Genomic DNA, 8425 nt, shown 5'->3' with positions numbered 1-8425 from the left:
CATCAGCAGATAATTCATGCTCCAACAGCGGATTTGTTTTTCTGATTAATTCCCGAATAACTGGCATCAAAGTTGTCATCATACGGTTATACTCTTCCCTGTTCTGGTAGGTAACTTCCGGACGATGGACAATCAGCTTAATATCTTCATGGACACTTCCTTGAACACTTTGCCGTGCTTCCCTGTTCAACTGTTTACGAAATTCTTTTTTTTGTAATTCGGTTGTATCTGATTTATCGAGCTCATGATAGAATGGAGTGCCATTTTCCCCATTATCATTGCTTGAAATATCAGTATTTTCATCACTGCTCGTATCAGAATGCCCCTCACTGTCTTCTGATTTTCTCAGACGCACTGCGTTTTTATCAGCTTGATCTGTCTTGGCAGAGAATTCTCCGTTTTCGGAAATATTAAGTTCCATTACTTCAGGATTTTCTCCGTCTTTTTGCGATTGACATATGTGATCCATTTCCTCAAGCTTTTCTGTCAAGCCATGACTAGCCAGTGCCTGCTCTAAAATAACAAGCTCCTGCGGATCGGTCGTGATTTTGTATAACACCTTATAATATAAACTTTTTTGGATTGAGGCACCACTTTGAACGGCATCCACCCAAAAGATATAGGAACGCATACCGGCCACACCTTTAATGGCATTGGCGCGGGCTGTCTCATCCAGCACCATAATCGTTTCAGCTAAAAGAGATAGTACAGGTTCAGATTCATAACCGGTCTTAGCTTTAACCCGCTCCATCATCACTTCTTTAGGCGGTAAATCTAGTTTTTCTGCATGCTGCACTCGATCTCGCAAAGCTTCATTTAAGGGCCGGAAGCCATTGTAACCGCGGTTTGTTGTGATAACCGCAATAAAATCAGGGTGACGATGCGCGATACGAGTTGGCAAGTTTAGACTGCCATCTGGTTCTAATGCGGAATTTAGCGCCATTAAAACAGCAGCATCCCGAATCACTGTCGGTTCCTGAATCTCCAAGAGCCATCCATTTTCATACGCACGAACAATTTCTGACGGATAATAGCGATATTCAACCTTATCAGAATGACCATCTTCTTCTGACAGCACCGGAAGAATCGAACCCAGGACATCGGATTTATCCATATCTGCAAAACAGGTTACTTTCGTATAAGGCAGGTTAAAATCAGCAGATAGAGCTTTGGCAATCTGGGTTTTTCCCGAACCAGCATCCCCCTCCAGCAAAATGGTGCTAATTTTCATTTCACCGCGATTCCAATTTCTTACTACTTCTTGATATATACGTTTTTCTGCTTCACTCTCAATATGTGAAGGTGGTTTTTGCCAGACATGGGACTTCTCCTCTTCTGATAGCTGTCTGGTAGGTGATAAAATACTGGTTTGTTTCATATTAATATAACTCCAATTCTTCTAAAATTCGGTTAAGCACCCGCTTGCGTTCTCCAATCAATTCCCCTAAATCATTCAGACTCTGGGCAAATGCTTTGATGTCCTCATTGATGTTTTGATTGTCTACACACACCTCTACAGGTAGCACATCGCCTTGTAGCCCAACACGTTCCACGAGGGGTTTTTCCGGGTCATATAAAAGGGGGAGTCGGTAAGCCTCCTTGAAGTAAAGCAATGTCCTGGACAAAAAAATCATCAAATCAAATATTTGATGGATGGGCAGCTCCTGGGCCAAAATCAATTCACCATCTTTATCATTTTTCCAAATCTGTGCGGCAATCTGCATTTTTTTATTTTCTTCCAGCATAGGTGCACCTAATGTTAAACGTTTGATGCCAGATTTATAGGCGTTTCTGCCATCTATACGCTCATAACCATTTGATACCATAACAACTTTTTCATTCATCGCCATATCCTCCTTGCATTTGGATCAGCAGCGAGACACTGTTCTCTCAAACTTTCTAATTTTGCTGTATAATCTTCGTGTGGGTCATCATACTTTAACACTTTAATAACTGATAGTTCAAAGCCTTCCGAGCCATATTTATTCCAGAGTTCTTGTAATCGTTTATTAGGATGCCAGTTGGCTGCCAATTTCATATTATTGCTGTTAAAGGCTGATTTTGTATCTTTGGAGATACCCAAAAATACCTCGCCAGTTTCTTTACAACGGTAAGATATTACTCCCATTTCAGGATGTCTGTTTTTATAGGCTTCTAAAAGCTCTTTTTTTCTTTTTGTATCCATCATTTTCACCTCGACTCTAGTATAAAACAATGTATCTCAAAATATAATCCACGCTCCGTAGACCATATGAATGCAGAATTATCCATTAGACAGTATTTTATAAAAATAGTAGCTTGTGCAACTTGCCGTTAAGTTTTTTCAATTTCCTTTTATTTATTATATCATGTCCGAGTTTTTATTGTATAATTAAGTGTAACCTATCCATGATCCATTTATATTCGGACAAATAGCAGCTACAAACTCATTATCAGATGTATATGCAATGGGAGGAGAGCCAATACTTGCTATGAATATAGTTTGCTTTCCAAATTGCCTTAGTCCAGATGTACTAGTTGAAATATTAAAAGGTGGAGCTAATAAAGTAAAAGAAGCGGGTGCAGTAACTGTAGGTGGACATACAGTAGAAGATGAAGAGCCAAAATATGGATTGTCAGTCTCAGGTTTCGTTCATCCAGATAAAATCCTTGTAAATAGCAATGCAAAGATTGGTGATATTTTAATAATCACAAAACCTCTAGGACTCGGTATAATTAATACTGCGATAAAAGGTGAAATGGCAGATAAGGAAGCATATAATATAGCTGTAAAGCTTATGACTACTTTAAATAAATATGCTAAAGAAGCTATTGATAAAGTTGGAGGAGTAAATAGCTTAACTGACATAACTGGATTTGGACTGATAGGTCATGGAGTTGAAATGGCTAAAGGAAGTGGGGTTACAATTAAAATAGACCATAAAAAAATACCTATAATACCTCAGGCACTTGAATATGCAGATATGGGATTAGTTCCAGCAGGAGCATATGCAAATAAAGGTCATACCAGTGGTGGTGTCTATATAGATAGCACAGTACCCCAAAATATAGAAGATATATTATTTGATCCACAGACATCGGGAGGATTGCTTATATCAGTAAAGGAATCACATGCCGAAAAGTTATTAGATGCCTTAAAAGATACACCAACAGAATTTGCAATAATTGGACATGTTGTAGAGCAAGAAAATAAATTTATAATAGTAACATAAAGATAGAACTATGTTGTATGGCATGAGCAAAATTGTGGCGTCAACTTAATAAAATACTTTAAGCAGCGCGATCCCAATATTTAAATGGGCTCACGCTGCTTAATCTTTTTAATGAAATAGAATTGGGATTGATTAAAGCTTTTAAATTAGAAGGATTAAATTTAAACGTAGCTTTTATTTCCTCTATTGTAATGATAGAACCTTATCCCGCTAGTAGAAGTTTCTAAAAACTTTTTAGCCAATTGGCTCGGCATTCAAGTTTAACTGACAATAGAGTTTTTATTAAATCACTACATATTAGTTTATTTTATTCTTATTTATCTTCTACAGGTCTTTCTAAAGGTACTTTCATATCACTCTCTGAAGGTGCTATTAAAAACTCTATATATTTAAATAATACAAACAATACGATTAAAACCGCAATAATTTCTTCAACTATTACTATATATTTTAATGCTAGAATACCTTGTCCGCTATTTGCTAGAAAACCATTAGTTAATTTTAAAGAGATTGCAGATATTACTAATGGAAATGTAAAGCCAGAAAAGCTCGGGTAGAACTTTATCTTTAATAACTTTGGTAATTTTGTTAATACGAATATATAACTCAATTGTGATAGGGCAAGTAAACCCCATACTATCAACATATTTTTAGTCTCAAAAGAACTCATATATCCTGCTAGACAAAGAGCAACTGGGGCTGCGAAGATTAATACAGTTGGGCTTGCAGGTTCTGGTGTATCTCCTGACCTATACTTTCTAATAACTATTGGTAACAATAAGAAATAGGATACTATCCCTAGCCAGAAAAAAACTCTACCTATGGTCTGCATTTCAAAAGCTGGTGCCGTAACAGATACTACAACTATACCTACAAACACTATAAACCAACTTGGAAACACAGTCTTTATATCTACTTTAACCAGATAATTTATAGTAAATTTTACAATTAACGCCAAATGTCCTACCACACTTACAATCCACATTCCAAATGCAAAAGTTGGTGCAAATGGTTTTATATAAGTTGATAATAGCATCATTCCCATTGTAAGTGTGGGAAAAACACTAGCTACTACTGGGTTTTTCAATTCCATCTTTGCTATACTTGGAAATACGATTATCTTTGCTAGTAACAAAGCCAATAAAACTGCAGATATAGCTCCTAAAACATTCCTATAAACTTCTCCATAAGAAAGCACTAAATTACCTGCCGCCGCTAAGGCTAACATCAATCCAGCCATTGGTAAGGGTACTCTCTTAATTAATCCCTTCACGTTCATATAAAATTCTCCTTATTTTAAATTATATTTCTTCTTTAGATATGATATAAACTCAACCCTAATAATACATCAAAAAACCCTTAAGCTATTAATCATTATCTATTTTACCACCACTATATGATCCATCATCATAATTTTCATTAAATTTAATTTCACTTACATCTAATCCACGTTCTTTTAATCTTTTTTCAATACTTTCTTTATTTTTATTTCTTTCAAAAGGATTAGCTGTTTCTTTAACTCCTTCTACAACTTGGTTCCACTTAGCAAAAGGTATACCAATTCCTATTTCATCAATTTGCCAATCTGCAACTAAACGTGTTCCTGGACAAAACAAGCTAATATTTATGTCTTGAGTATTGTAAGTATATGTTGTTAAGTCTTGACAAACCGCTTGAAGTCCAACAGTTCTTAAGTTGTCTGTATAACCATTAAAGTATGCATTACCTTGTAACATTCTCATTATATTAAAAGACTTACCAACAACAATTACAACATCTGGTTCTTCTTTGTAATTTTCCAGAGGCATTACAACAATACCAGCAGGTCTTTCCTTTATGAATAGCATATCATCGTTAATACTCTTTGATACTTCTGGACTTTTATAGATATTTTTACTAAACCTTCCCTTACCGTTTGCTATTGGCTCAGGTACATCAATCATATTTAATGCAAAAGCTCCATTAGGACATGCTTGATTTTCTTTAGTAAGCTTCATAGACCTACCCTTACTTGCAAGTTGTACCGAGTTACAATATGTTACCTTTCTATCTTTCTGAAGAATTTCAAATTTATCAAACTCATCTTTATCAAAGAAAAACTTTATCCCCACTGGTTTACGATCTAGATCTAAATATGATTCTATTAAATCAACACTATTTTTAATATTCATTTTTTACCTCCTATTATATTATTTAGTTTCAGAACTCTGCAACTCGCTTTATTACTGCATTTCTTTCTATTGAAATGGCTAGACTCCCTCATTTTTGGGTATATATGTTTTATAAGAAGTATAAACTCAAAAAAACAAAAGGAGAATCTTATGCCAGTTTCAGGTAAAAAACTTGCTTTTCTGATATTTCTACTGATTTTGATAAATTCTATAATCAAAATCAGTAGAAATATCAGTGAGTTTATCGCTTTTTCTCTTTATCAGAAGTATTATTCTAATTTTGGTGCTAAAAGAGATTTTACTGAAGTAATATCTCAAGAAATTAATCCTTTTTTATCTTCTATCTTAATCACTGATACTACTGGGATTGAAGTTTCCGCTACTAAAACAATCCTAAATTTTATCAATCTCAGCTTGAAAAGCTAAAACTTTCTCTAAGTTATTTGCAAAGAATACTCCTAATACTACTTTTGATATTGAAAAGTATGCTCAGGGTCAAATGCCTAAGTTTTCTGTTTCTAATCCTGATGCTAACCTTACTTATCTTAATGGTTATTTGGGATACTTTTAAAAGTATCTTCTATCTACTACTGTTCTTAATACAATATTTAATAGCTAATCCTTAAAAAATTAAAATATAAGTTTTTCTGTTATCCATATCTACCTCCATATATAAATTTCATTTCTATATCAAATTATATATACAAAACTGAACATTGTACAATTAATAATATTTATACATGCATGAATCAGTATAGATATAATTAATCATATCTCATTAAATCTTTCTAAATAAAGCCACTTCCTCCAAATGAATCAAGAACTATGAAATTAGTTATTAAAGAATTTGTTATATGACGAGCACATAGGAACTACCTGATTCATTATTAGCTGAAGGTCATTCTTTGACGGTCTATCACTTCTATGTAGAAACATAAAAAACCTATAAACCCTTGGGATAACAAGGTTATAAGCTTTTTATAGAATTGCTTATTCTATAAAATTCGGCAAAATATAAACCTCTATCAAATGTAGTGGTTTATATTTATGGATATTGTTTATTATAATCTCAAAATACTCCAAATTATACAAAATCTTACACGTTGGGGTGCCATAGTCTTGGAATTACTTACTTGTAGAGATTTAGTATCCCCTACCCCTGGGGTTATGCTTAGTAACTTCATATTTGGAACCTTTTTATTATCAATTTGATTTAATATTTGAAATTCCATTATATTTATATCTTCTTTTCATATCCCTCCCAAGCACTACTTTTTCCAGCTCCATATCGACCTGTCAATGCTATGTTGAGTAACTCTTTTTCAGAATAGGCATAATCTAAAAATTCTTCATAATAATTTATATTCTCAGCTATAGTAGGTGTTAACTTTTGATAATTTATTGTCCTATTAGTCATACTTTCACCCCACAGTATTATTCATCTATTTGATTAGATCATATATATGCGTACATAAAACAAAGCCCCAATACATCACTAGTTAACACTGTCTTGGGGCTTTGTTTATAACTCTATATTCTCTTTTATTTTTTTATTTATATTCTTTGATTTATCTTTTTTGCTATTACTCTTCAATTCTCCTAATAAAGATTTTCTTTTAATATTTACATCTCCTTTACTTTCTATTTCAACCTTTTCTTTCAATTTCCCTTTTTTCAATGAAATATACTTATTCTCTAAAGAGAATCCTTCAAGCTCTTTAGTTATTTTTTTATCTAAATTCTCTATTTTTGAAGGTTTATCCATTTCATAATCATATTCATCTTTTAAACTCTCACCTATCCTATTATCATGTTCCATATCATACTCTATCTCATCAAAATAATCATTTAGCAGATTAACATCACTTTCCATATATTTGTTATACATCTCAGTTAATGTACTATCGTCTGTTATATCCTTCTCTATAGATATAACTGCTTTAATATAATCTTCATAATTATTTTCAATTAAGTTATTTAAAGTTCCTTTTATTTCATCAACTGATTTCTTGTCTTTTTTAAATATATCAGTTGGTAATTCATTATGGTAATGGCCATAGTTCCAAAAGACTTTTTCTTGATTTTGACCTAGTCCATTAGCTTCAACAAATTGGGTACCACTAAATAATAAAGCATTTTCTCCTTTTACTGCTAGCACTATTGTCTCATCAGAAAGGGATGTCTTTATGACATCCCCTGGTTTAATATCTATATCTTTTTTATTTTCTCCATATCTTAGGCTTTCTTCTGCCACCTTATTCTTGATTTTGTCCTTATAATTAGAATTTTGACTTATAAAAGAATCCGTACTCTCTGAGAATAGTAATACATTCTCTTTCCCTATAATAAAATGCTCCATTAATTCAATACCTAAGGTTTCACTCATGCTAGACATTTTACTTGTTAGATGAATATCCTCACTGCTTGGTATCGGATTTCCACTTGGGTGATTATGATAGATTGAATAACCTTTTAAGTCTGGTGTCAATAAGAGATTCTTTGCTATTAATTTAAAATCTACAATAGATGCGTCTACTCCACCTTTAAACATTTCATTTACCCCTATTACTTTATCATTACTATCATAGGTAATAATCCCAAACACTTCTTGATCATGATATTGATACCCTATCTTTAAATTTTCCTTAATCTTTTCTATATCATCTACTATATTTAAATTTCTTATTTCTTTACCAGCATAATAGCTTGAAAAATTTGTATATTCTAAGTTATTGCTAAAATCTTTATTTTTATAGTTATCCATTTCATCGTTTATCACTTCATATGAAGATGTTATTCTATAATCTCTATTTCCAATATTTGAATATAATTCATTGGTACTTTCATAATAAGTTAATTGATCTACCACCTTCATTCCTATTTCTTCAAACAAGGATTTTGTCCAATCTATCCTGTCCTTTGGTGATTTTTCATTAAAAGTTAAAAATACTCTTGTTCCACCTGCTAGTAGTCCTTCTTTTAATGTGTGGATTGTCAACCTTTTTCAGCACACTTTTTTCTCGGACATTAATATTCCATATT

General features: G+C 32.9%; 8 protein-coding genes and 1 pseudogene. 2 read left to right on the top strand and 7 right to left on the bottom strand.

Annotated elements, in window-relative coordinates; all coding sequences use genetic code 11:
* From ACTHUW_RS11995 to ACTHUW_RS11985, 3 genes are all read right to left on the bottom strand, one after another.
* Positions 1–1378, bottom strand: a 1378-nt coding sequence (locus ACTHUW_RS11995; protein WP_442210996.1) for an AAA family ATPase, incomplete at its 3' end; no start/stop codon positions are given.
* Position 1379: 1 nt separating this feature from the next.
* Entirely contained in the window at positions 1380–1844 is a 465-nt protein-coding gene (locus ACTHUW_RS11990; RefSeq protein WP_018664412.1) for a DUF6530 family protein, read from the bottom strand.
* Complete coding sequence (locus ACTHUW_RS11985; RefSeq protein WP_018664411.1) at positions 1841–2185, bottom strand: GIY-YIG nuclease family protein; 345 nt, start codon at positions 2183–2185, stop codon at positions 1841–1843. The genes ACTHUW_RS11990 and ACTHUW_RS11985 overlap by 4 nt, the downstream gene beginning before the upstream one ends.
* Positions 2186–2384: 199 nt before the next feature.
* Between ACTHUW_RS11985 and selD the strand changes: the two are divergent.
* A pseudogene (gene selD / locus ACTHUW_RS11980) lies at positions 2385–3212 on the top strand (selenide, water dikinase SelD); the annotation flags it as partial.
* A gap of 313 nt (positions 3213–3525) precedes the next feature.
* Here the strand turns inward: selD and ACTHUW_RS11975 are convergent.
* Together ACTHUW_RS11975 and ACTHUW_RS11970 are read right to left on the bottom strand one after the other, a co-directional pair.
* Positions 3526–4485 carry a TDT family transporter gene (locus ACTHUW_RS11975; RefSeq protein WP_442198239.1) on the bottom strand — a complete coding sequence of 320 codons (960 nt, stop codon included), beginning with the start codon at positions 4483–4485 and terminating at the stop codon, positions 3526–3528.
* 94 nt (positions 4486–4579) lie between these two features.
* On the bottom strand, positions 4580–5383 hold the full coding sequence (locus ACTHUW_RS11970) for a DUF169 domain-containing protein (protein WP_442198232.1): 804 nt from the start codon (positions 5381–5383) through the stop codon (positions 4580–4582).
* Between the two features lie 150 nt (positions 5384–5533).
* On the opposite strand from ACTHUW_RS11970, the gene ACTHUW_RS11965 reads away from it, so the two are divergent.
* Complete coding sequence (locus ACTHUW_RS11965) at positions 5534–5809, top strand: hypothetical protein (protein WP_442198231.1); 276 nt, start codon at positions 5534–5536, stop codon at positions 5807–5809.
* An 811-nt stretch (positions 5810–6620) separates the two neighbouring features.
* On the opposite strand, the gene ACTHUW_RS11960 is transcribed toward ACTHUW_RS11965, so the two are convergent.
* Both ACTHUW_RS11960 and ACTHUW_RS11955 read right to left on the bottom strand, forming a co-directional pair.
* Positions 6621–6800, bottom strand: a complete 180-nt coding sequence (locus ACTHUW_RS11960; protein WP_442198230.1) for a YobI family P-loop NTPase — start codon at positions 6798–6800, stop codon at positions 6621–6623.
* Positions 6801–6905: 105 nt separating this feature from the next.
* Positions 6906–8381 (bottom strand): JAB domain-containing protein, encoded by a 1476-nt coding sequence (locus tag ACTHUW_RS11955; RefSeq protein WP_442198229.1) that lies wholly within the window; start codon positions 8379–8381, stop codon positions 6906–6908.
* Between the last annotated feature and the right edge of the window lie 44 nt (positions 8382–8425).

Source organism: Senegalia sp. (in: firmicutes), assembly GCF_052088025.1.
GTDB lineage: Bacteria > Bacillota > Clostridia > Tissierellales > SIT17 > Anaeromonas.
Note: the sequence above shows the minus strand (reverse complement) of the source record. Positions and strands in the feature narration are given on the sequence as shown.